The organism is Streptomyces sp. SA15 (genome assembly GCF_002291145.1).
GTDB lineage: Bacteria > Actinomycetota > Actinomycetes > Streptomycetales > Streptomycetaceae > Streptomyces.
Genome location: NZ_NTGE01000123.1, coordinates 16,603 through 39,087, shown reverse-complemented (window position 1 = coordinate 39,087; position 22,485 = coordinate 16,603). Strand labels below are relative to the sequence as shown.

Genomic DNA, 22,485 nt, shown 5'->3' with positions numbered 1-22,485 from the left:
CCCGGACCGCCCGGCGCCTGCGCCGACCCCGCGTCCGGGCCATCTACGGCCTGCGCCGACTCCGCCCCCGCCTCCCCCGCGCCCGACGTGGCCACCCCCGGCGTTCCCACCCCGGCCGGCCACGTCGGCGCGAAGCCCGGTCGGGCCGGCGGAGGCGGTGTCACCGGAGTCGGCGCGGTGCGCGTGCCGTCGTCGTCCTCCCAGCGTTGGGTCTCCTCGTTCCAGTACCGCGCTCCCCCGCTCATGCCGTCCCCCTCACATCCCCAGCAGTCCGGCCACGGCCCCGGCCGACGCGACCAGGCCGACCAGGGCCTGGGAGTCGTGGAGCAGCTGCCGCAGCCGGTCGAGGCGTGACGGGCCGGCCTGGCCGGTGCTGGTGATCTCGTCCTCGGTCTCGGCGAGCGCGGTGTCGAGCGCGGCCGTCTCCTCGCTCGCCCGCATCCGGGTGAGGTCGGCGCGCAGTTCGCGTACGGCCTTCAGCAGTTCCTCGGCGGCCGGGTCGCGCGGTACGGCCGTCCCGTGGTGGCTCTCGGCGTGCGCGTGGCTGCCGATGGCGAAGGTGCTGTGCGAGACGTCGCCGATGCTGACGTTCGGCTCATCCGTTGCCATCGGTGGATCCCTTCTGCGGCGCGGAGCCGCCCTTCGTGGAGGCGGCGGAGGCATGGCTGCCGACGGCGAAGGTGCTGCCCTCGATGCGGCCGATGTTCACGCTGCCGGTGTTCACGATCTTCTGGACGAACTCGCCGGTCTCGTAGCCGGAGTCGGCCAGCGCGGCCCGCACCCCGTTCGCCACCCGGTCCTGGATGCCCTTGAAGTAGCGGGCGACGTCCATCTCCTGGAAGAGGGACCCGGTGTCCACCGAGCCCAGCTCCCGCACGGACAGCGCCGGCCCGTCGGGCAGCGCCCCCGCGTATCCGCCGGTGAGCAGCCGCCAGACGTGCGTCAGGCCCTTGCCCAGCGTGATCAGGGAGCGGGCCGCGGATCCGGGCACCCGGGCGATCGCCCAGGCCGCCTTGCCGAGCGCGCTGTTGTGGCGGAACCGGTGGGCCGTACGGTCGGCGTCCTTGAAGTCCTCACGCACCGGCGTCAGCACGTGCGGAGCGACCTCCAGCATGAGCATGCGGCCCTGGGTGTGGATGCGCACGAAGACCGTGACGACCACCTCCTCCTCCCAGCCGCCGACGCGGATGCGCAGGAAGTGCCGGCGCTTCTCGCCGCCCTCCTCCACCGCACGCGCCCGGTGCTCCTCGAAGGCCTCCGGGGTGTACGGCGCCTGCTCGCGCCGGCGCAGCCCCTCGGCCGGCAGGAACACGCATTCGTCGATCTCCAGCCAGCGCAGCCGGTCGCGCACGGCGTGGCCGGCGAACTCGGCGGGCAGCCGCAGCTGTTCGAGCAGCGGCCGGATCTTCTCCAGGACCGCGCGGTTGCCGAGCGGCTGCTGTTCCTTCTTCGTGCTGTCGGGCCGGAGTTCGACGGCGAGGACCCAGGTGTCGTAGGCCGCGCCCGCCCCGCAGAACGGCCGCGCCTCGTGGTACATGATCAGCGGCGCGTGCTGCTCGAGCCGGATGCGGCCCTTCATCCGCTGGAACCTCTGCCCCTCGGCCTGCTCGGCGGGGTCGCCGGCGGCGTCCGGGAAGCGCTGCGGAGACAGTTCGGCGCCCATCACCCGGGCGAACTGGCCGCGCTGGGCGGCCAGGCACAGGGCGATCAGCGCGAACATGAAGAGCGTGGCCCAGGCCTGCCAGGGCTCGACCAGGTCGTCGAGGCCGTCGGAGCCGACGAACAGCACGTCGGAGAAGCCCGGCGAGTCGGAGAAGCTGTCGCCGTACAGGCCGGAGGAGCCGTACGAGTCGTACGACGAGCCGTACGAGGAACTGTCGTCCGAGCCGCCGAACGCCGCGATGACCGTGACGACCAGCAGGAACGCGAACGTCAGCCGGCCCCACCAGCGGACCAGAAAGGCGGGCACCCTGCGGTACAGGGGCGGCTGCTCGCTGCGGCCCCTGATCAGCGAGGCGACCGCGAGGTACAGGCTGGGGCCCAGGAAGAGACCCAGCAGGCCGCCGGTGAGCGCGGTGCCGACCACCCACAGCCCGAGGATCGCCGCGGCCCAGGTCAGCTCCTGACGCCGGGCCCTGAGGGCGTGCGCGAGCACGCGGGCGGCGTCGAAGCCGAGCGAGGGCGCCACGATCCGCTGCTCGTTGAGGTGCAGTTCCTCGATGACCTTGTCGCGGTAACCGGCGTCCAGATAGGTGCCCGCGCACAGCAGCCGGGTCGCCTCGCTGGCGTGCGGCGGGGTGGCCGGTTGCGGTGGCGCCGCCGGTGTCGGCGGTGTGCCGGCCGGTGCCGGCTGTGGTTGCTGCGGCACGTATGCGGTGCTCACGCGACTCCCCCGATGCGTGGAAAAACCCTTGCTCACAGTGCTGTTGACAGCAGCTGACGGCTGTTGACAAACCATCAGCATAGAGCGAGGGGAAGGACCGGGGGAACCGGATTGTCACGCGGGGTGTCCGCGCATGTCCGATGCGTACGAGGTCTTCACGTCTTCACTTTCCCCAGTTCTTTGACTACAGTCAAAGGAATTATGGAGCCAGTGTCGACAGACCAGGTGGCGGCCCTCCGCCGGTTCAACCGTTACTTCACGCGCCGCATCGGCGTCCTCGACGACCACTACCTCGGGCAGGACCGCCCGCTCGGCGAGGCCCGGCTGCTGTTCGAGATCCACGAGAGCGCGTCCGGGGCGTCCCTGCGCGAGCTCAGGACCCGGCTCGGTCTCGACGCCGGGTATCTCAGCCGGATGGCGAAGGCCCTGGAGGCGCAGGGCCTGGTCCGGATGAGCGTGCACCCCGGTGACAACCGGCTGCGGCGGGTGGAGCTGACCCCCGCCGGACGCGCCGAGGTCAAGGAGCAGAACCGCCGGGCGGGCGCCTTCGCCGCCGGGCTGCTCGAAGGCCTCGCCCCGGGCCAGCGCACCGAGCTGACCGGGGCACTGGCCACCGCACAGCGCCTGCTGCGCCTCGCCGGCATCACCGTCGAACTCGTCGACGGCGCCTCCCCGTACGCCCGAGCCTGCCTGGACGCCTACGCCGCCGACATCGACGCCCGCTTCCCGGAGGGCTTCGACAAGTCCGATCTCGTACGGCCGGAGGAGGTCTCCGGGGACGCGGGTGCGTTCTTCGTCGCGTACGAGGAGGGCCGCCCGGTGGGCTGCGGGGCGCTACGGCGCCTGGAACCCGGCGTCGGCGAGATCCGGCACGTGTGGGTGCACCCGGACGCCCGCCGCCTGGGCCTGGCCCGACGGCTGCTCGCGGCCCTGGAGACGGAAGCCGCCGCACGCGGCTTCGAGGTCCTGCGACTGGACACGCACGCGACGCTCACCGAAGAGCAGGCGATGTACCGGGCGTGCGGGTACGTCGAGATCCCGGCGTACGTCGATCACGTCTACGCCCACCACTGGTTCGAGAAGCGGCTGACAGAGCGCACATGAAGAAGCCGCACATGAAGAACTCCCCTCGGCCGGATGCGCCGAGGGGAGTTCTCAGGTGGTGATCAGGTGCGGCTCAGATGAGGCCGAGGCCGCGCACGGCCTCGCGCTCCTCCTCGAGCTCCTTGACGGAGGCGTCGATGCGGGCGCGGGAGAACTCGTTGATGTCCAGGCCCTGGACGATCTCGTACTTGCCGTCCTTCGTGGTGACCGGGAAGGAGGAGATCAGGCCCTCCGGCACGCCGTAGGAGCCGTCCGACGGGATGCCCATGGACGCCCAGTCGCCGTCCGCCGTGCCGTTGACCCACGTGTGGACGTGGTCGATGGCCGCGTTGGCCGCGGAGGCCGCGGAGGAGGCGCCACGGGCCTCGATGATCGCGGCGCCGCGCTTGGCGACGGTCGGGATGAAGTCCTCGGCGAGCCACTTCTCGTCGTTCACGACCTCGGCGGCGTTCTTGCCGGCGACCGTGGCGTGGAAGATGTCGGGGTACTGGGTGGCGGAGTGGTTGCCCCAGATGGTCAGGCGCCTGATGTCGGCGACCGTCGATCCCGTCTTCTTCGCGAGCTGGGTCAGCGCGCGGTTGTGGTCCAGACGGGTCATCGCGGTGAAGCGCTCGGCCGGTACGTCCGGGGCGGCGGCCTGGGCGATCAGCGCGTTGGTGTTGGCCGGGTTGCCGACGACGAGGACCTTGATGTCGTCCGCGGCGTGGTCGTTGATGGCCTTGCCCTGCGGCTTGAAGATGCCGCCGTTGGCCTCGAGCAGGTCGCCGCGCTCCATGCCCTTGGTGCGCGGGCGGGCGCCCACGAGGAGGGCGATGTTGGCGCCGTCGAAGGCGACGTTCGGGTCGTCCGTGATGTCGATGCCCTGCAGGAGCGGGAAGGCGCAGTCGTCCAGCTCCATCGCCGTGCCCTCGGCGGCCTTCAGCGCCGGGGTGATCTCCAGGAGGCGCAGCCTGACCGGCACGTCCGCGCCGAGCAGCTGGCCGGAGGCGATGCGGAAGAGCAGGGCGTAACCGATCTGGCCGGCCGCGCCGGTGACGGTGACGTTCACGGGAGTGCGGGTCATGGCGTTCTCCGTATGACAGCTGGCGGTGGGGCGGCACTGCCCCGGATGTTTGATCGATCTCTTGGCGTCAAGAGAGATCCAGCGTCAGGCTATCGCGCATCCGGGATCCCGGACGTCCGGGGCTGTGTGGCCCGGCCCACAAGTCGCAGTCGCTCGTCTACGGCGGTCGCAGTCGCTCGTCTACGGCCGACACGAAGTGGCGGCCGCCCGTCCGGGAGAGGGGGACGAAGGCGGCCGCCGTTTGGGGGTACCGGTTGCCGGACTCCCGTGGGGGTAACGTTCGCGTGCCCGCGATTCAGGCGGGCATGCGTCCTCCCCCGAATTCTTTTTCCCGGCGCCCGGTTACCCCGGTTACCCCGGTTGCCCCGGTTACTCCGTGCACCCCTCCTGCCCCGAGGCCAGCGCCGCGCAGGCATTCGCCTCACCGGCGTCCTTCACGGCCACCATCGGCGTGTACGCGATCGTGTCCCCGGCCACGGTGATGCTCCCGCTCTGCGCGGCCTTGCCGGCGCTCACCCGCACCTCGTCGCCCTGCGCGGCCTGGGTGATCCGCCCCCATGCCGCGCCGCAGGTCTCGCTGTAGCGGACCTCGACGACGGTCGTGCCGACGGTCGCGGTCTTGGCGGTGGTCACCAGATCGCCGCTGCACCCCATGCTCTCCGCGTCCTTGCCGGTGCAGGAGTCACCGCTGCACTTCACTCCGGGCGGCAGATCGGCTTCGGTGCTGACGTTCGGTGAGGGGGACTTGGTGGCGCCCTCGTTCTTGTCGCCCCCGCCGTTGGTGAGGAGGAACGCGGCCCCGATCACGACGACCACACCGACGACGCCCGCGAAGAACATCGTCAGCCGCCGCTTGCCGCCCGCCCCTTCGGAGCGCTCACCGCCGTGTCCGGGACCCTGTGGGGGTTCGCCGTACGGCCTCGACGGCGCCGGGGTCCGGCCCGGACCGTCGGCCGACGACGCGGACCCGACCGTACCGGCGGACCCGAGCGACCCGGCAGATCCGGCAGATCCGGCCGTACGCCCGCCGCCCTGCGACGGCCCCTGATAGCCCGCCAGCCCCCACGAGTTGGCGCCCGCGGAGACGCTCGACGAACCACCCGCCGAACCACCCGCCGAACCACCCTTCGGGCTGCCCGAGCTCACCCCCGGCGGCCGGACCTCCCGTACGTCGCCCGCCGCGTCCCGGGTCTCCGGGGCCGTCGGCTGCGCCGGCACGGTCGGAACGACGCCGGCCGGTCCGGCGATGCCGGGCGTGACCGTGGCGCTGCCGCTCTTGCGGGCCGTCTTGCCGCCCTTGGCGGCGCTCGCCGGAGGCGCGGGCGCGCCGAACTCGCCGAGCGCGGCGCGCGCCTGGGAGATCCGGATGGCCTCCATGGTCATGTCGTGGCGCATCTCCGAGCGACTCCAGGCGCGCTCGGCGAGTTCCCACATCGTCGTCAGATGGATGGGATTGGTGCCGGTGACCTCGGCCAGGGCGACGATCGCGCCCTTGGGTGCGAGGAGCCGGCCGTTGAGGTAACGCTCCCAGGACGTCTTGCTGTAACCCGTGCGGTCGGCCACCGACGCGATGCTCAGGCCGCTTCTGTCCACGAGCCGCCGCAGCTGGCTCGCGAACTCCCTGACCTGCGGATCGAGTTCCTCCGGCAAGGCCCTCCAACGAGGCATTGCAACCCCCCTCTTCCCCCCGGTTGTGCTGGTATTTCCCCGCTTGTCCCCATGCGTGGTGCCCTCTGCCGAGTCCCCGTTGTGGCTACCCACAGGGATGCGCCCATTCAGGATCTCAGTTCCCGGGGTGGGGGCGCACCGGAGCGTGGCGTTCGCGAGCATGCACCGTTGCACGCCCTTCACACCGAGGTCCACCCCTCGACCGGCAGATTGGTCACGCTAACCCCGATGTCGAACCACTTCGTGTCAAATCCGCGAACTTGTCAATACATCGACACAGGTGTGACACACCGGAAATACCGCCCGCCACAGCAGTGCCCGGCTCACCCAAACGCAACGGCGCCGACGAGCCGGCTTCACGGGCGCCGTCGCCGGGCGGGGCCGGGCCTGGACGGCCATGGGCTGATCGGTTCCCGGGTCGGGTGCGGCTGTGGCAGGGCGCGGACACCGTAGCGGAACGGTCACTTCCGTGCCACAGCAAACAGACAGCCGTTGAACAGCCAGTTCCCGTACAGGAGTGTGGATCCCGGCGGCGGCCCGTCCTTACTCGGGGGAGAGGACGGGCCGCCGTACCAGTGACATACGCCCTAACTGCTGACCGTGAAGTGCAGCGTGTCCTTCAGGAACGGGATCACCAGCCACGGGTTCGGCTGCACCATCATCGCCAGCAGCGCGATCACCAGCCCCAGCACGCCGTACGTGACGATGTCGGTGAAGCGGGAGCGCACGGCGAGCATGCCGACGTCCGGCAGGACCCAGCGCAGCGCACCGCCGACCAGCAGCGCGACGCCGATCAGCAGCGTGCCGTACCGGAACAGGTCGACGGCGGTCAGCAGCAGGCCGAAGCCGGCCATGGACAGCACGGCGAGGACCGGCCACTGCCGGGCGGGCGCCGGGGCTTCGCCGGGTGCGGCCAGGCCGCCGCCCTCGGGGCGCGCGGTGTCCCGGGTGAACAGCGGGAAGCGGCGCGTGACCCGCCGTGGCCTGCCCTCGGCGTCGGGCGCGCTGACGGGGTCGCGTACTTCAAGCTCCTCGGAGTTGCTCTCAACCGACACTGCGCTCCGCCGCCTCGACCACGTTGACGAGCAGCTGGGCCCGGGTCATGGGGCCGACGCCGCCGGGGTTCGGGGAGATCCAGCCGGCCACCTCGGCGACGTCCGGGTGGACGTCCCCGACGATCTTGCCCTCGGCGCTGCGCGAGACGCCGACGTCGAGGACGGCCGCGCCCGGCTTGACGTCCTCGGCGCGGACGAGGTGGGCCGAGCCGGCGGCCGCGACGATGATGTCCGCACGCTTCAGGTGCGCCGACAGGTCGCGGGTGCCGGTGTGGCACTGGGTCACCGTGGCGTTCTCGCTGCGGCGCGTGAGCAGCAGCGGCATCGGGCGGCCGATGGTCACGCCACGGCCGACGATCACGACCTCGGCGCCCTTGATCTCGACGCCGTAGCGACGCAGGAGGGTCAGGATGCCGTTCGGGGTGCAGGGCAGCGGGGCGGGCTCGTTCAGGACGAGCCGGCCGAGGTTCATCGGGTGCAGGCCGTCGGCGTCCTTGTCCGGATCCATCAGCTCCAGGATGCGGTTCTCGTCGATGCCCTTGGGGAGCGGCAGCTGGACGATGTAACCGGTGCAGGCCGGGTCCTCGTTCAGCTCGCGTACGGCCGCCTCGATCTCCTCCTGCGTCGCCGTGGCCGGCAGTTCGCGCTGGATGGAGGCGATGCCGACCTGGGCGCAGTCGCGGTGCTTGCCTGCGACGTACTTCTGGCTGCCGGGGTCGTCCCCGACCAGGATCGTGCCGAGGCCGGGCGTGACGCCCTTCTCCTTCAGCGCCGCCACGCGGGCGGTCAGATCGGACTTGATCGCGGCTGCGGTGGCCTTGCCATCGAGAATCTGGGCGGTCATGGACCCATCCTCGCCGATGACCGGGCCCGGGTTCCAATCCGGGGCCGACTGGGCGGCGCGGCATCCGTCCCCCCGTATCCCCTCATGATCAGCGATGTTGCACTTGCACAACACATACGGACTGCGGCTGGACAACAACTCGCCTCTCGGAGAACGATGGTGGCGCAGTATCGCGGTTGATGTTCGGGGGGCAAACCGCTCAGATCGTTACGTTCCTCCGCACAATCCGCATCGTCCCCCCTTTGCGCAACGGAGGAATCTCGCCATGAGTTTCGGCACGCCCAACAACCCCTACGGTCAGCCGCAGAACCCGCAGCAGCCGCCGCAGCAGCCCGGATACGGCTACCCCCAGCAGGGCCAGCAGCCGCCCGGCTACGGCTACCCGCAGGCCCCGCAGGGCGTCCCGCCGCAGCAGGGCTACGGCTACCCGCAGGCGCCCCAGGCCCCGGCCGGTTACGGCTACCCGCAGCAGCCGGGTTACGGTGGCCAGCCCTCGTACGCGAACTGGGGCCAGCGTTTCCTCGGCACCCTGGTGGACGGTCTCGTCCTCATGGTCCCGTACATCCTCGTCGCCATCGACATCAGCGCTCAGACCGGATTCCTGTCGCTGATCGGCGGCCTCGGCGTCATCGGTGTCGCGATCTGGATGCTGATCACGGAAGGCCGTACCGGCCAGACCATCGGCAAGAAGGCGGTCGGCATCCGCCTGGTGCGGGAGAGCGACGGACAGCCGCTCGGCGTCGGCATGGCCTTCGTCCGCCGGCTGGCGCACTTCCTGGACAGCCTGCCGTGCTACCTCGGCTGGCTGTGGCCGGCCTGGGACGCCAAGAGCCAGACGTTCGCCGACAAGGTCTGCTCGTCCATCGTGATCCGCTCACAGTGACCACGGATTCACCACATAGCACGACGGATGGTGACGATGCGTTCTCGCCATCCTTTCCCCGGTGCCGTGTCACGCCGTGACACGGCACCGGTGCGTCGCCCACTCTGACTCGTAGACCTGCGGGGACGGGGAGACGCACCGTGTACAGCATCATCGTGGTACCTCCGCCTACCACGGAGGACGAGCCCAACCGCCCACAACTGCGGCTCGCGCCCGGCGAGCGGCTCACCTTCGGCCGTTCCGCACACGACAACGACCTGATCGTTCCGCACGACGGGGTGTCCCGCAGAGCCGGCGCGATCACCGCGCAGGGCGCCTTCTGGACCCTGAGCAACCTCTGCGCCCACCAGACGTACGTCGTGGACAACCCCGAGGGCGCGGGCGAGCACATCAAGGTGGGGCCGGGGCGGCTGGACGCGCCGGTGCCGTTCGAGTTCTCGCGCGTGGTCCTGCCCGCCGCCGGCGACCTGCTGGCGATCGACGTATGGGCGCCACGCCACGACTATCTGCGCACCGAGGGCGGTCTCGACGGCGACACCACCGCGCCCGCCTTCTCCGTCGACCGCAGCAAGCGCTACTTCGCGGTCCTGGCCGCCCTGTGCGAGCCGCGGTTGCGCGGCGAGCCGCACGCCCCGCTGCCCACCGTCGACCAGGTCGTCGACCGGCTGCGCCCCGGCTGGCCGGCCGCCTCGCGCACCAACGTCCAGTGGAACATCGACTACCTGGCCGTGAAGCTGCGTCTCAAGCCCGGCCCGGAGACGGCGGACACCGGCCCGCGGCTCAACGGCAAGAAGGAGTCGCTGGTGTCCATGGCGCTCCGCTTCGACCTGGTCCGGGAGGTCGACCTCGTCGTCCTGGCGGCCCCGGCCACCCGGGAGTCACGGTGAGCGAGCCCTACGCCGTACCCGTCCCCAAGGGATACCGGGTGGGCGCCTGGGAGGTGCGCGAGCCGATCGCCACGGGGGCGTTCGGGAGCGTGTACGTGGGGCGGCGCGCGGACGGCCCGGAGGGGTCGCCGCGCACGGCGGCCCTGAAGTTCCTGCCCACCGGCACGGGCACCCCGCGCCAGCTGGCCCATCTGCGTGAACTCGTCGAGCGGGAACTGGAGTTGCACCGCCGGCTCAGGCGTCCGCGGCTGATCCGGATGTACGACACCCTCACCGTCGACGACCCCGCCCGCCCCGGCCTCGACGGCGCCACGGTCCTCGTACTCGAGAAGGCGGAAGGCTCCCTGTCCGCCCTGCTCGCCGCCTCGCCCCGCCCGGCCGCCGGCCCCGCCCTCCTCGCGCAGATCTGCGAGGGGCTGGCCCAGCTGCACCGCGCGGGCTGGGTGCACGGCGATCTGAAACCGGCCAACGTGCTGCTGATGAAGGACGGTTCGGCCCGGCTCGCCGACTTCAACATGGCGGCGGAGCTGGAGGGCACCCACGCCTACACCCCCGCCTTCTCCACGCCCGACTACACCCCGCCCGAACTGCTCTGGTCGGAGATCGGCGAGCGCGGCCGCCGTATCCGCCCCTCGGCCGACGTCTGGGCCTTCGGTGTCCTGGCACATCTGCTGCTGACCGACTCCTTCCCACTGCCCGGCGGCACCCCGACGGCCCGCCGGGACGCGGCCGCCGCCTACGCGCGCGGTACCGACGAGTTGCGCCTGTCGCCCGAACTCCCGGACGCCTGGCGGGAGATCGTGCGGGACTGTCTGGCCCGTACGCACGCCGACCGCGTCTCCACCGACGTCCTGCTCCGACGGGTCGAGGCGGCGGCGGGCACCGCCCGCTCCCCCCGGCTGCCCCGCGCCCTGCTCCCCCGCCGCCGCTCCCGCCGTACGACGGTCCTGGCCACGGCGACCGCCACCGTCGCCGTGGCCGTCCTCGGCTACGGCATCAGCACCTGGGCCGATTCCGGCGGCAGCGACGGCAAGGGCTCCACCACCGGGACGACGAAGGTCACGCCCGCCACCTACGGCGCCTCCGAACTCCGTACGGACAAGGGCGTCCCGGTGGCCTACCGCCGGCTGATCGTCGACGCGGCCCACGACTGCGTCCAGCCGGAGGTCACGCCCGCGCTGATCGCCGCGCTGCTGAAGGCGGAGAGCGACTTCGACCCCGACCTCTCCGACCCTACGGCGGGCAAGGAGGGCGAGTACGGCATCGCCCGCTGGAGCCCGAGCATCCTGCGCTGGTACATCCGCGCGGACGGCGTCCCCGCGAAGGAGACCCCCGAACCTCCCCTCACCGCCGCCGAGTCCATCCCGGCCGTGGGCCGCTATCTCTGCTTCATGGAACCGCGCCTCGATCCGACCGGGTTGTCCGGCGACCGCCGGGTGCTGCTGGCGGCCGCCTACCGGACATCGTCCACAAGCGTGAACGACGCGGGCGGGGTTCCCCCGAAGTACCGCGACTACGCCGCCCGCGTCGCTCACTACCTAAAGGAGTACACGCCGGGCGGGGAGAAGTGACCCTGGGAGGTCTGAGGTACCGGCCCGGCCCGGCCCGGCAACAACGAACCGCGAAGACTGCACGCTTCCGGCAGTGATCTCGGGCGAGGGCACAAGGGATGATTCCGCCACAGTCAGTTGACGACCGTCAATTGACGCACGAATCCACGGGCATCTCTTCGAGGAGACAGGTTCACGTATGAGACCCACGCGCACCACCCTGCTCGTCGCGGCCACCGCCCTCGCCCCGGCCCTCCTGTTCACCACCCCGGCCTTCGCCGAGGCCATCGACGGCACGCCGGAGGAACTGCGGTACTTCCTGGAGGTCGGGCGGTACGAGGTGGACGGCTAGGACGTCCGGAGCGAGTTCATGAACAGGGCCCAGGCTTCGGGAGGGGGAACGAATGCCTTTATCGCAAAACATCGCACCATTCGTACACGACACGCCGCCTTTGCGTGCTCTTGAGGCATCCGCGCTCTCCCTTCCTACCCTGGCCCGAGTCCTGTCGGGGGAGGAAGCAGTCATGCACAGCATCATTGTCGTGCCCATGTACAGCACGCACCCGGACGATCACATTCACCTCGAGCCCAGCGAGTCCCTGGCCTTCGGCCGTACCCCACGACCGTACGGCCCGTACCTGGCCATCCCGCACGAGGGCGTCTCCAGGGAGGCCGGGGAGATCACGGCCGTGGGTGCCTATTGGAGACTCAGTAATCTGAGCAGCGCGCAGACGTACGTGGTCGAGAACCCGGAAGGCGCCGGCGAGCACATCAAGGTCCCGCCGGGCCGGCTCGACGCCCCGGTGCCCTTCGAGTTCTCGCGCGTGGTCCTGCCCGCCGGGAGCGAGCTGCTGAGCTTCGACGTCTGGGCCCCGCGCCACGACTATCTGGACCGCACCGGCCCGCGGGACGGGGCGCCCACCACGTCCGCCTTCCCGCTCGACCGCGGCAAGCGGTACTTCCAGGTCCTGGTCGCCCTGTGCGCCGCACGCCTGCGTGGCGAGCCGCACGCCCCGCTGCCCACGGCCGAAGAGCTCGTCGAGCGACTCCGCCCGCTGTGGCCGTCGGTCTCCCGTGCGTCGGTGGCGTGGAACATCGACTACCTGGCGGTCAAGCTGCGCCTCAAACCGGCTCCGGACACGGCACCGTGCGGCGGCCCCCGTCTCAACGGCAAGAAGGAGCGCCTGGTCTCCCTGGCCCTGCGCTTCGACCTCGTACAGGAGGCCGACCTGGCGCTGCTGAGCGGGAAAGCGGAGGCCGTCCGATGAGCGTCGAGTCGTCGCCGCACGCCGTGCAGGTCCCGCGGGGTTACCGCGTCGGTGCCTGGGAGGTACGCGAACCCATCGCGTCCGGGGCCTTCGGCAGCGTGTACGCCGCCCGGTGCGCCGAGCCCGCCGAGGGCCTGCCGGCCGAGGCAGCTCTGAAGTTCCTGCCCACGGGCACCCAGACTCCACGCCAGCTGCACCACCTGCGGGAACTCGCCGAGCGGGAGACCGAGTTGCTGCGCAGGCTGCAGCGCCCACGCCTCATCCGCATGTACGAGGCCCTGACCGTGGACGACCCCGCCCGCCCCGGCCTCGACGGCGCCGCCGTCCTCGTACTGGAACGCGCCGAGGGCTCCCTCGACCAGCTGCTCGACCAGCTGCCGACCCGGTCGCGGGGCCGAGGAGACGCCCCGGCCGACCGTGCCGTCGCCGTCCCCGGAGGGCCGTCCCTGGTCGCCCAGATCTGCGAGGGGGTGGCCCACCTCCACCATGCGGGCTGGGTCCACGGCGACCTCAAACCCGCCAACGTGCTACTGATGGCGGACGGTTCGGTCCGGCTCGCGGACTTCAACCTGGCCGCCGAGCTGGACGGCAGCCACGCCTACTCCCCCGCGTTCACGACCTCCGACTACACCCCGCCCGAACTCCTGTGGGCCGAGGTCGGCGAACGCGGCCACCAGACCCGTACCACCGCCGACATCTGGGCCTTCGGCATCATCGCCCACCTGGTACTGACCGGCAGCCTGCCGTTCCCCGGGACGAACCCGGTCGCCCGCCGGGAAGCGGTCCAGCGCTACGCCAAAGGCCGCGACGAACTCCGCCTCTCACCCGAACTCCCGGACGCCTGGCGGCAGATCGTCACCGACTGCCTCGCCCCCACCCACGCCGACCGGGCCCCGCACTCCGGGCAGGCCCTGCTCCGCCGGGTCGAGGCCGCGGCCGGGGCGGCCCGTTCCCCGCGGCTGCCCCGGCTGAAGCCGAGGCGCGGCCCGCATCCGGCGCTGCTCGGCGGGCTGGCCGCGGTCACGGCGGTGTCGCTGGTCACGGCCGGTCTGCTCGCCCTGCGCGAGCCCGCGCCACAGGGGTACGACCGCTGCGACCAGGGCGACGTCTGCTTCTTCACGAAGGCGAACGGACAGGGCGAGATGTGCGCCTGGTACGAGTACGACGACGACTGGATCGGCGGCATCGTCACCTGCGACTGGGCGAAGACCACCAGGCCGAGGTCGGCCTTCAACAACGGCTACACCGGGGACCCGCACGCCGACGTCGCGCTCTTCCGCAAGGCCAACAAGAAGGAGCCGTTCGGCTGCCTCCAGGAGCTGCAGAAGATCAACTTCCCTGATCCCGGCGGCCTGGTGATCCGCTCTCACGAGTGGGTGGCGGACTGCTGACCCTGCAACTTTTCAGGTACCGCACTCACGACGGCAACCGCATGCTCGTCGTGCTCGCAACCAAGAACACAACGGGGAGATGCTGATGAAGACGACCGACATGGCCCGACGTCGCAAGACGGCCGTGGCCCTCGCGGCGGGCGCGCTCGCGCTCTCGTTCGGCCTCGAGTCCGCCGGCACGGCCACGGCGGCGCCGACCTCGGCCCCGGCGGCCGACGTGATCGCGGCGGCCAAGCCCAAGTTCCAGATGCCGTTCGCCTGCAACACGCACTGGCGGCTCGACACCTACGACAGCGGCCACAACCCGGCACTGGACATCGTGGTGAAGGGCAACACGGGATCGTCCGGCAAGAACGTGCTGGCCGGCTACAAGGGCAAGGTGGCCCGTACCTTCTGGGACCGGGGTGCCGGCAACGTCATCATCATCGACCACGGCAGCGGCTGGTACACGGCGTACTACCACCTCAGGGACAAGCACAACAGGTACGTCCAGAAGGGCGACACGGTCACCGCGGGAACCAGGATCGGCCACATCGGCGCCACCGGCGCCAACGGCGGCGGCTGGGCGCACCTGCACTACGAGCAGCGCTACAAGACGAACGGCATCCCGACGGAGGCCAACCGCAAGCCCGTGCACTTCAACGGCAAGGAGTACACGGGCGCGGGCAAGATGTGGAAGGACGTCACGAGCAAGAACTGCTGACGCCGCTCAGAGAGAGCTGACGAAGAGGGCCCAGGCTCGGGTGGGAAACACCAGGGCTGGGCCCTCTGGGTTTTTGGAGTCGCGGACGGGGACGATGCCGTCGAGGTCGGCGACTTCGAGGCAGTCGGCGCCATCTCCGTTGCTGTAGCTGCTCTTGCGCCAAGCGACGGAGCTCAGGTCAATGCCCCTGTTGCGCTTCATCTCTGCACTCGGCAACTGCAACGTCGCCACCGCCCGCGCCCTGGCCGCAGCCCTCCGCAAGGCGGCCGACCGGTGGAACCCTCGTGCTCCACCTGCTCGCGCTCCCCAAGGCCGTCCCCGAGGCCCGCCGTGCCGTACGCGCGAAGGACGAGAGGGGACGCGGTCTCCTCCTGCTCGACGCGGTGGCCGCACGGTGGGGCATGACGCAGGACCGGCGTGGCAAGACGGTGTGGTGCGAATTCCGACCCTGAAACATTGCAGGTACCGCTCTCCTGGCGCTCCCCCCACAGTGGTGTTCACGCGCCGCCACGGGGGACGGCGCAGCAAGGAGAGCACCATCATGAGGCGAGCGTTCGCCATGAAATGTGCGGCGGCGGTGATCGTCACCGCCACGACCGCGGGCTGTACCGCGTCGGCCGCCACAGAACCGTCCGGGAACAAGGGTCCGGGCCGCGACCTCACCGACGCCGAGCAGATCGTCGTCGAGCGCGCTGAGGAAACGCTCGTCAGGGAGTGCATGGCGGCGAAGGGCTTCAAGTACTGGGTGTGGCGGATCGCGAGCGTCGACGAGCGCCGGTCCTACGCCTACGTCCTGGACGACGTCGCCTGGGTGAAGAAGCACGGCTACGGCGGACGGCTCGTCAAGGCCGCCGAGAAGGCCCGGGCCGCGGACCCCAACGCCGCGTACTACAACAAGTTCCCGCGCACCGAGCGCATCCGCTACACCAGGGCCATGGAGGGCATGCCCTCCGACACGATCAGCGCCGAACTGCCCGGCGGCGCAAGGATCGAGGCCCCCGCCTCCGGGTGTCAGGCCGAGGCCAAGGCCGAGCTCTACGGCGGATACGAGACCTGGTTCCGCGTCTCGACGGCCGCTGAGAACCTCACCTCCCTGTTCGTCCCGGCCCTCACGGCGGACAAGCGCTTCGTGAACGCCGAGAAGGCATGGTCGTCCTGTATGCGCGAGGCAGGCCACGACTACCGCTCGCCCGGGCAGCTGCGTGAGGAACTCCCCGCGCTGACCAAGGGATTGAGCGACGTGAAGGCGCACGCCGTCGAGGTGGCCCTGGCCACCGACGAGGCGGTCTGTGCCAGCAGCGGTGAGTCCGGCCTGGCCGACACGGCCCGCGGCCTCGAACGCGAGTACCGCGAGCAGAAGCTCAAGCGGTACGCCGACGCGGTCGCCACCTACCGGCAGATGCAGCGCACCGCCCTGGCCCACGCCGAGGACATCACCGGCGTGACGGCCTGACGCGCCTCGGACACCCCCGCTACGGACCACCAGCACCACCACACCACCTCACGAATCAAGGAGTGATCTGTCATGCGCAAGCTGACCGCCACACTGGCCGCCCTCGGGGTCGCCGGCCTCGGAGTCCTCGTCCCCGCCACCTCCACGCAGGCGGCTCCCACCGCGCGGGCGGCTGCGGCCGCGAACTGCGACGACAACTACGAGCAGGCCAGGCTGGGCTACATGTACGCGTACCGCCTCTCCTACTGCGAGAAGTACCTCGGCAGCGCCAAGTCCTGGGACGAGAACTGGGGCAACAGCTCTCGCTCATTCCAGGGCGACGACGACAACCGCGCCACGTCGCTCCTGCACCGGGGCACCTCCGGCGACGCGGTCGCGTTCTACCGGCTGAAGGACTACAAGGGCGGAGCCATCTGCCTGACGAAGGGCCAGAAGTACGCCTCCTCGCTCAAGTCGGACGACGTGTTCAGCGGCAACCCCAGCTACACCGCGGACAACAGGATCAGCTCCCACCGGTGGGTGGCGAAGGAAGCCTGCAAGAAGTTCATGGACTGACGCACCGGCACCCTAGGTGCGGCGGCCGCATCCGGCCGCCGCACCTCTGCGCATGACCTGAGTGGAGCGCATCATGCGCATCGTCGCCGACCCCGCCACCGGCAAGGCCGTCTACGCCGCCGCGCAGAAGGCCATGGACGGCACGATCGAGGACCAGCGGTACTTCCTGGAGACCGGCCGCTGGACAGCCCAGGCCGAGGACGACCGCGTCGCCATCGCCCGCATCCTCGCCTCCGCCGACCCGAAGACCGACAAGGCTGTCATCCGGGAAGCCAACAAGGCCCTCGACGCCAACACCCCGGAGGCGCTGCGCGCCTTCCTGGAGACCGGCTACCGCCTCGCCCGGGCCGAGGACGACCGCGTCCGCATCGCCCGCATCCTGGCCGACCCGACCATCAGCGCCGCGTTGCGCGCGGCGGCCGAGCAGGCCATCGAGGGTACACCGGAGGAGATGCGGTACTTCCTGGAGGTCGGGCAGTACGAGGTGGACGGCTAGGGCCTGTTGGCACTACTGGAGCCCCGCTCCCCCGCCCCGGCACGGTAGCCTCGCGGCAACTGACGTGACCGCGGCAGCCTGTTGGGGAAGAACAGCACCACGGGGGATCCATGACCGACCAACGGCACCCCAAGCCGTCGTACGACCCGGCGTCCGGTGACGCCGCGCTGAAGCAGACGGGGGCGGCGCCGCTGCTGCCCGCCGATCCCGGGCGGATCGGGCCGTATGTGCCGCTGGGGCGGCTGGGCAGCGGGGGCATGGGGAGGGTCTACCTCGCGCGGCCCGCCGACGACGCCCCCGGGCTCGCCGCCGTGAAGGTGATCCGGCCCGAGTACGCCGAGGACCCGGACTTCCGGCGGCGGTTCCAGCGGGAGGCAGCCGTGCACGCGCGCGTGGTCACTCCGCAGGCGCCGCGCCTGCTCGGCACCGGGTTCGAGGACGAGTTGCTGTGGATGGCCACTCAGTACCTGCCCGGCCTCAACCTCGCCGACGCCGTCCGCGAGTGCGGCCCGCTGGAGCCGACCGGGGTGTGGCGGCTGGTGGCGGAGCTGGGGCAGGCGCTGTCGGCGCTGGCCGCCGCCGGGGTCGTACACCGGGATCTCAAGCCGTCCAACGTCATCCTGTCCCCGCAGGGCGCGCACGTCATCGACTTCGGCATCTCGCAGGCCGCCGACAGCAGCGCGATCACCACGACCGGCAACCGGGTCGGCACGCCCGCCTACATGTCCCCCGAGTATCTGCGCGAGGGCCGCTGCGACACCGCCTCCGACGTCTTCTCCCTCGCGTGCACGATCGTCTACGCCGCGACCGGACACGCCCCCTTCGGAGACGGCACGGGCGTGGATGTCATGCACCGGATCGCCTTCGAGGAGCCCAAGCACGAGGTCATGGCCGAACTCGCGGCCGCCGACCCCGCGTTGGCCGCCCTCCTGTCCTCCTGCCTGGCCAAGGACCCCGCCGGGCGGCCCACTCCGGAGCAGCTGACCGGCGCGGCCACGGCGGCCGGTCATAGCCGTACCTCGTCCTGGCACGAACCGCTGGCCACCCGCCTGCTCGCCCGGCAGCAGGGCTGTGAGCTGCTGGAACACGCCTCCTCCGAAGACACCGGCCACTTCCGTCCGCCGACGTGGCAGGTGGCGGCTCCCGCGCCGCCCGGCCCGGAGTCCGGTCCCACGACGCCGCCGGGGGCGTACGGGATGCCGACGCCGCCGGGGCAACACGGCGGTCCGCAGACGCCCGTGCAGTACGACGCCTCCACCACACGCCCGGCCGGCGAGCACGGCGACCGCCGTAGGCGAAAGGCGCCCTACCTCGCCGTCATAGCCGGCATCGCCGTGGTCGCCGTGGCCGCGGGCGCCTTCTTCCTCACCCGCCCGGACCTCGACGAAACCGCCTCCGCCCCGCCGGCGGCCTCCGCCGACGCCACCCCCGGCGACGGACCGGCCTCGGTCCGGCCCAGCCCCTCCGCCTCGCCCTCCGCCACCAAGGAGAAGAAGAACGACAAGGAGGAGGCGAAGGAGACGGAGAAGGGGAAGGAGTCGGAAGACGCCGACGGTGACGCGTCCGGATCCGCGGGCGGTGCGGGCGGAGCGCAAGCCACCCCCGACGGCAACCCCACCGCCGCACCCGGCGGTGGTGGCGGGAGCGACGGCGGCGGCAGCACCCCGACCCCCACCCCCTCCAAGACCGCGACGAAACCCGCCGCCCCGCCCTGGATCTCCCAGTGCACCTACTACTCCGGCTCCGAACTCACCACCTACGGCGACAAGGGTCAACGCGTCGTCCAGGTGCAGTGCATGCTGACCAAACGCGGCTACAGCGTCGGCGGCTCGGGCGTGGACGGCCAGTTCGGTGAGGACACCGTGTCCGCGGTCAGGCTGTTCCAGAGCGACAAGGGACTGGCCGTAGACGGCGATGTGGGCACCAACACCTGGGCGGCGCTGCGCAGTTCGACGTGAACGGGGCTAGGGGGCTTCTGATGGATCTCCGTGGAAGAAGGAGCGGCGTTCGGTGCGTGCTCTCGGCGTGCCGGGCGGAAGTCCTCGATGGGGGTCCCCCCGCGCGAGCGAAGCCGAGCGTGGGGGAGGAGCTACTAGGGCTTTTGTCCGGTGCGGCGAGAGTGCGTGCCGGGCGTCGCGACGCCGCGGAGATCCATCAGAAGCCCCCTAGGGCCCGCCGGTCGGTGACCCGCGGGCCCTCGTTCGTTCGTGACCCCACCATCAGTGGAAGAAGTGCCGCGTCCCCGTGAAGTACATCGTGATGCCCGCCTTCTCCGCGGCCTCGACGACGAGTTCGTCACGGACCGAGCCGCCGGGCTGGACGATCGCCTTGACCCCGGCCTCGCTCAGGACGTCGATGTTGTCCGGGAACGGGAAGAAGGCGTCCGAGGCGACGTACGAACCCCGGGCCCGCTCCGCACCGGCCCGCTCGACCGCCAGCTTGCAGGAGTCCACGCGGTTGACCTGCCCCATACCGACGCCGACCGAGGCGCCGTCCTTGGCGAGGAGGATGGCGTTGGACTTGACGGCACGGCAGGCCTTCCATGCGAAGGCCAGATCGGCGAGTTCGGCCTCGCTCAGCGCCTCGCCGGTCGCCAGGGTCCAGTTGGCCGGGTCGTCGCCCTCGGCCTGGAGGCGGTCGGTGACCTGGAGCAGGGCGCCGCCGTCGATCGGCTTGACGTCGACGGGGTGCGCGGGGCCGTCGGGGCAGCGCAGCACGCGGATGTTCTTCTTCTTGGCGAGGGCCTCCAGCGCACCGTCCTCGTAGTCGGGCGCGACGATGACCTCGGTGAAGATCTCGGCGACCTGCTCGGCCATCTCCTTCGACACCGGCCGGTTGACCGCGATCACACCGCCGAACGCGGACAGCGGGTCGCAGGCGTGCGCCTTGCGGTGCGCCTCGGCGACATCGGCGCCGATCGCGATGCCGCAGGGATTGGCGTGCTTGATGATCGCGACGCACGGCTCGGCGTGGTCGTACGCGGCACGGCGGGCGGCGTCCGTGTCCGCGTAGTTGTTGTACGACATCTCCTTGCCGTGCAGCTGCTCGGCCTCCGCCAGGCCGCCCGTGCCCGCGGTGTAGAGGGCGGCGGGCTGGTGCGGGTTCTCGCCGTAGCGCAGGGTGTGCGCGCGCTCCAGGCTGGTGGCGACGAAGGAGGGGAACTGGCCCGCGGCGGAGCCGCTATCAGATGCAGCGTCGGCGGGCGCGTAGACGGAGGCGAACCAGGAGGAGACCGCGATGTCGTACTCGGCCGTGTGCCGGAAGGCCTCGGCGGCCAGGCGCTTGCGGGTGCCGAGGTCGAAGCCGCCGTCCTTGACCGCGGCGAGGACGTCGCCGTAGCGGGCGGGGCTGGTGACGACGGCGACCGACGGGTGGTTCTTGGCGGCGGCGCGCACCATGGACGGCCCGCCGATGTCGATCTGCTCCACACACTCGTCGGGCGAGGCACCGGAGGCGACGGTCTCGCGGAAGGGGTACAGGTTCACGACGACGAGGTCGAACGGCTCGACGCCCAGCTCGGCCAGCTGCCGCCGGTGATCCTCCAGGCGCAGGTCGGCCAGGATGCCCGCGTGGACCTTCGGGTGCAGGGTCTTGACGCGGCCGTCCAGGCACTCGGGGAAGCCGGTGAGCTCCTCGACCTTGGTGACGGGGACGCCGGCGGCGGCGATGCGGGAGGCGGTGGACCCGGTGGAGACGAGCTCGACGCCGGCCTCGTGCAGTCCGCGCGCGAGCTCCTCGAGCCCGGTCTTGTCGTAGACGCTGACGAGCGCGCGACGGATGGCCCGCTTGTTGCTCTCGGCGGTGGCGGTCACTGGATAACTACCTTTCGTCCCTCAATGCGATAGCCGTTGCGGGCGAGCCGCCCCACGACATCGACGAGCAGCCTTCGCTCGACTTCCTTGATGCGCTCGTGCAGAGCGCTCTCGTCGTCCTCGTCCCGGACCTCCACCACGCCCTGAGCGATGATCGGCCCGGTGTCGACGCCGTCGTCGACGAAGTGGACGGTGCAGCCGGTGACCTTGGCGCCGTACGCGAGCGCGTCGCGGACGCCGTGGGCCCCCGGGAAACTGGGGAGAAGGGCGGGGTGGGTGTTGACGAACCGCCCACCGAACCGCTCCAGGAACGCCTTCCCCACGATCTTCATGAACCCGGCGGACACGACGAGATCGGGCACATGGGCGGCGACGGCCTCGGCGAGGGCCGCGTCCCACTCCTCCCGGCTCCCGTAGTCCTTCACCTTGCGGACGAAGGTGGGGATCCCGGCACGCTCGGCGCGTGCGAGCCCCTCGATGCCCTCCCGGTCCGCGCCGACGGCCACGATCTCGGCGCCGTAGGCCTCGGGGCCGGCGGTCGCGATGGCGTCGAGCAGCGCCTGCAGATTCGTACCGGATCCGGAGACCAGCACGACGAGGCGCTTGGCCACGGGCTTGGCGGCCACGGTGGGGACCCTTTCTCGGGGGAGCGTTTCAGCAAGGCCGGCGATATGTATATTCATACGAATGCTTCGCGCCCCCGGATACGGGGAAGTTTACGAAGCGGCCGACCGTCAGCAACGATACCGGCACACCGGGCGGCCCCCACGGGACGGGGGCATGGCCGGAAGGTAGCGTCTGCGAGGAGCGGGCACGGGAACGCGGTCGGTGTGTGGTGCGTTCACGAAGTAACAGCTCACGCCAGACGCTCGTATCAGCCAGCCGTATCCAGTCCTACCCACAAGTCGAATCCAGTCCAATCCACCAGTCCACTCCAGTCGTATCCAGTCGTATCCAGTCGTATCCAGTCGTTTATCCAGCCGTATCCACAAGGGGAAGACGCTCTCTTGATGCCGGACCGCAGTCTGCGACTCCTCACGCTCCCCCCGCAGTCGGTGCAGGGAGGGGAGCGCAGCGGCGTGCTGCTGCGGGAGCGCCCCACCTCACCTCCGGACGCGCCCGGCGGCGAGCGGGGCGGCGCGAAAGAGGACGAGAACCCGTTCGCGCCGCCACCGGAGGGCACGCCGGACCGCCCGTGGCGGCCGCGCCGTCCGACGGGCGGCGACGAGGGCTCCGACAGCTCGCAGGACGGGCAGGACGGGCAGGGTGACGGCGGCCGTTCTACGTGGGGCAGCCAATGGAGCGACCGCCAGCCCGGCCGCTCCCCCGGCGGCTTCGGCGAGCGCCCGGGCGGAGGCGGCGGGCAGGGC

The 22,485-nt window shown here is 71.1% G+C and carries 22 protein-coding genes and 2 pseudogenes; 14 read left to right on the top strand and 10 right to left on the bottom strand.

Translation table 11 applies throughout. The features are described 5' to 3' along the window. The 3 genes and pseudogenes from CLM62_RS49455 to CLM62_RS28815 all read right to left on the bottom strand — a co-directional run. Nucleotides 1-245: pseudogene (locus CLM62_RS49455) on the bottom strand (hypothetical protein); the annotation flags it as partial. Between the two features lie 10 nt (nt 246-255). Further along, on the bottom strand, nt 256-609 hold the full coding sequence (locus tag CLM62_RS28820) for a hypothetical protein (RefSeq protein WP_095752835.1): 354 nt from the start codon (nt 607-609) through the stop codon (nt 256-258). Continuing rightward, nucleotides 596-2,383, bottom strand: coding sequence for a hypothetical protein (locus CLM62_RS28815; RefSeq protein WP_095752834.1), 1,788 nt, complete (start codon nt 2,381-2,383; stop codon nt 596-598). The genes CLM62_RS28820 and CLM62_RS28815 overlap by 14 nt, the downstream gene beginning before the upstream one ends. A 201-nt stretch (nt 2,384-2,584) precedes the next feature. Here CLM62_RS28815 and CLM62_RS28810 point away from each other — a divergent pair, with 201 nt between their 5' ends. After that, a complete protein-coding gene (locus CLM62_RS28810) occupies nt 2,585-3,487 on the top strand; it encodes a MarR family winged helix-turn-helix transcriptional regulator (protein ID WP_095752833.1) in 903 nt (300 codons plus the stop codon). A 73-nt stretch (nt 3,488-3,560) separates the two neighbouring features. Here CLM62_RS28810 and CLM62_RS28805 read toward each other — a convergent pair whose 3' ends face one another. The 4 genes from CLM62_RS28805 to CLM62_RS28790 all read right to left on the bottom strand — a co-directional run bounded on the left by CLM62_RS28805 (nt 3,561) and on the right by CLM62_RS28790 (nt 8,117). Further along, nucleotides 3,561-4,550: a malate dehydrogenase gene (locus CLM62_RS28805; protein WP_095752832.1), complete on the bottom strand. Its 990-nt coding sequence runs from the start codon at nt 4,548-4,550 to the stop codon at nt 3,561-3,563. A gap of 369 nt (nt 4,551-4,919) precedes the next feature. Next, on the bottom strand, nt 4,920-6,218 hold the full coding sequence (locus tag CLM62_RS28800; protein WP_095752831.1) for an XRE family transcriptional regulator: 1,299 nt from the start codon (nt 6,216-6,218) through the stop codon (nt 4,920-4,922). A 587-nt stretch (nt 6,219-6,805) separates the two neighbouring features. Continuing rightward, nucleotides 6,806-7,273, bottom strand: coding sequence for a DUF3017 domain-containing protein (locus tag CLM62_RS28795; RefSeq protein ID WP_095752830.1), 468 nt, complete (start codon nt 7,271-7,273; stop codon nt 6,806-6,808). Continuing rightward, nucleotides 7,263-8,117 carry a bifunctional methylenetetrahydrofolate dehydrogenase/methenyltetrahydrofolate cyclohydrolase gene (locus tag CLM62_RS28790; RefSeq protein WP_095752829.1) on the bottom strand — a complete coding sequence of 285 codons (855 nt, stop codon included), beginning with the start codon at nt 8,115-8,117 and terminating at the stop codon, nt 7,263-7,265. Before CLM62_RS28790 ends, CLM62_RS28795 begins: the two co-directional genes overlap by 11 nt. Before the next feature lie 265 nt (nt 8,118-8,382). Here CLM62_RS28790 and CLM62_RS28785 point away from each other — a divergent pair, with 265 nt between their 5' ends. The 7 genes from CLM62_RS28785 to CLM62_RS28760 all read left to right on the top strand — a co-directional run bounded on the left by CLM62_RS28785 (nt 8,383) and on the right by CLM62_RS28760 (nt 14,799). Continuing rightward, complete coding sequence (locus tag CLM62_RS28785; RefSeq protein WP_095752828.1) at nt 8,383-9,000, top strand: RDD family protein; 618 nt, start codon at nt 8,383-8,385, stop codon at nt 8,998-9,000. Between the two features lie 140 nt (nt 9,001-9,140). Beyond that, a complete protein-coding gene (locus CLM62_RS28780) occupies nt 9,141-9,887 on the top strand; it encodes an FHA domain-containing protein (RefSeq protein WP_095752827.1) in 747 nt (248 codons plus the stop codon). Continuing rightward, nucleotides 9,884-11,458 carry a protein kinase gene (locus CLM62_RS28775; protein WP_095752826.1) on the top strand — a complete coding sequence of 525 codons (1,575 nt, stop codon included), beginning with the start codon at nt 9,884-9,886 and terminating at the stop codon, nt 11,456-11,458. The genes CLM62_RS28780 and CLM62_RS28775 overlap by 4 nt, the downstream gene beginning before the upstream one ends. Nucleotides 11,459-11,636: 178 nt before the next feature. Next, nucleotides 11,637-11,789 (top strand): ALF repeat-containing protein, encoded by a 153-nt coding sequence (locus tag CLM62_RS50270; RefSeq protein WP_179382264.1) that lies wholly within the window; start codon nt 11,637-11,639, stop codon nt 11,787-11,789. Nucleotides 11,790-11,961: 172 nt separating this feature from the next. Then, complete coding sequence (locus tag CLM62_RS28770) at nt 11,962-12,705, top strand: hypothetical protein (protein WP_095752825.1); 744 nt, start codon at nt 11,962-11,964, stop codon at nt 12,703-12,705. Next, nucleotides 12,702-14,096, top strand: coding sequence for a protein kinase (locus CLM62_RS28765; RefSeq protein WP_095752824.1), 1,395 nt, complete (start codon nt 12,702-12,704; stop codon nt 14,094-14,096). The genes CLM62_RS28770 and CLM62_RS28765 overlap by 4 nt, the downstream gene beginning before the upstream one ends. Before the next feature lie 85 nt (nt 14,097-14,181). After that, nucleotides 14,182-14,799, top strand: a complete 618-nt coding sequence (locus tag CLM62_RS28760; protein WP_143659164.1) for a M23 family metallopeptidase — start codon at nt 14,182-14,184, stop codon at nt 14,797-14,799. Between the two features lie 6 nt (nt 14,800-14,805). On the opposite strand, the gene CLM62_RS28755 is transcribed toward CLM62_RS28760, so the two are convergent. Then, nucleotides 14,806-15,000 (bottom strand): DUF397 domain-containing protein, encoded by a 195-nt coding sequence (locus tag CLM62_RS28755; protein ID WP_095752839.1) that lies wholly within the window; start codon nt 14,998-15,000, stop codon nt 14,806-14,808. Nucleotides 15,001-15,083: 83 nt separating this feature from the next. On the opposite strand from CLM62_RS28755, the gene CLM62_RS49450 reads away from it, so the two are divergent. The 5 genes from CLM62_RS49450 to CLM62_RS28735 all read left to right on the top strand — a co-directional run bounded on the left by CLM62_RS49450 (nt 15,084) and on the right by CLM62_RS28735 (nt 19,261). Continuing rightward, the gene (locus CLM62_RS49450; RefSeq protein ID WP_143659165.1) at nt 15,084-15,251 is read left to right on the top strand and encodes an ATP-binding protein; all 168 of its coding nucleotides are present in this window, start codon (nt 15,084-15,086) and stop codon (nt 15,249-15,251) included. An 89-nt stretch (nt 15,252-15,340) separates the two neighbouring features. Next, nucleotides 15,341-16,252, top strand: coding sequence for a hypothetical protein (locus CLM62_RS28750; RefSeq protein WP_257004142.1), 912 nt, complete (start codon nt 15,341-15,343; stop codon nt 16,250-16,252). Nucleotides 16,253-16,324: 72 nt separating this feature from the next. After that, entirely contained in the window at nt 16,325-16,807 is a 483-nt protein-coding gene (locus tag CLM62_RS28745; RefSeq protein ID WP_095752822.1) for a hypothetical protein, read from the top strand. A gap of 73 nt (nt 16,808-16,880) precedes the next feature. Further along, nucleotides 16,881-17,303, top strand: coding sequence for an ALF repeat-containing protein (locus CLM62_RS28740; protein ID WP_095752837.1), 423 nt, complete (start codon nt 16,881-16,883; stop codon nt 17,301-17,303). Nucleotides 17,304-17,413: 110 nt separating this feature from the next. Continuing rightward, nucleotides 17,414-19,261 carry a serine/threonine-protein kinase gene (locus CLM62_RS28735; RefSeq protein WP_095752821.1) on the top strand — a complete coding sequence of 616 codons (1,848 nt, stop codon included), beginning with the start codon at nt 17,414-17,416 and terminating at the stop codon, nt 19,259-19,261. Nucleotides 19,262-19,522: 261 nt separating this feature from the next. Here the strand turns inward: CLM62_RS28735 and purH are convergent, their stop codons facing one another. After that, nucleotides 19,523-21,115 (bottom strand): bifunctional phosphoribosylaminoimidazolecarboxamide formyltransferase/IMP cyclohydrolase, encoded by a 1,593-nt coding sequence (purH, locus tag CLM62_RS28730; RefSeq protein WP_095752820.1) that lies wholly within the window; start codon nt 21,113-21,115, stop codon nt 19,523-19,525. Continuing rightward, nucleotides 21,112-21,741, bottom strand: a complete 630-nt coding sequence (gene purN, locus CLM62_RS28725; protein WP_095752819.1) for a phosphoribosylglycinamide formyltransferase — start codon at nt 21,739-21,741, stop codon at nt 21,112-21,114. Before purN ends, purH begins: the two co-directional genes overlap by 4 nt. 384 nt (nt 21,742-22,125) lie before the next feature. Here purN and CLM62_RS51950 point away from each other — a divergent pair. After that, a pseudogene (locus CLM62_RS51950) lies at nt 22,126-22,485 on the top strand (hypothetical protein); the annotation flags it as partial.